This window comes from Microbacterium sp. ANT_H45B (assembly GCF_008369345.1).
GTDB lineage: Bacteria > Actinomycetota > Actinomycetes > Actinomycetales > Microbacteriaceae > Microbacterium.
In genome coordinates this window covers 1-525 of record NZ_VOBK01000013.1, presented here as the reverse complement: position 1 = coordinate 525, position 525 = coordinate 1, and the positions used below count along the sequence as shown (strand labels likewise).

The window sequence follows — 525 nt, the reverse complement described above, 5'->3', positions numbered from 1 at the left end:
AGTCGAGAAACGCCTGACGGATCTCAGCGGTGCTCTTGCTCATAATTATCCTGAAATCAAGCTAACGAAATATCGCCACCAGCTCCAGCGTGTCTTAACCGCCGGGCTGGTAACTGAAAAGTGGGAATAAGATAAGTTTTCTTGACTGGGAAGTAAAATACCGTATGCGTTCAGTCGGCAAAATTTCGCCAAATCTCCTGGATATCTTCCATCAGATAGCCACGATAGAGCAGAAAACGCTGGATCTTAACTTTTTCTGAAAAGACAGTTGGCAAAGGTTCGCCATATTTTCGCGTCGCCTGATCGCGCGCCAGTGCGCACCAGTCGATGTCACATTCACGCATCGCTTTTTCTGTCGCTTCGCGGGAAATACCTTTCTGATTCAGTTCCTGGCGAATACGCGCAGGTCCATAACCTTTGCGGCTACGGCTGGCGATAAAGCGCGCAACAAATCGGCTGTCATCGAGATAGCCATGTTCATGGCACCAGGCAATAACGCGCTCGTAATCTTCTGCCGTAGCATCA

1 protein-coding gene is annotated in these 525 nt (G+C 49.1%); it reads right to left on the bottom strand.

Going from position 1 to position 525, the window contains the following annotated elements; all coding sequences use genetic code 11:
* Window positions 1-170: 170 nt before the first annotated feature.
* On the bottom strand, window positions 171-525 hold a 355-nt coding region (locus FQ142_RS17340), incomplete at its 5' end, for a regulatory protein RecX (protein ID WP_149424343.1).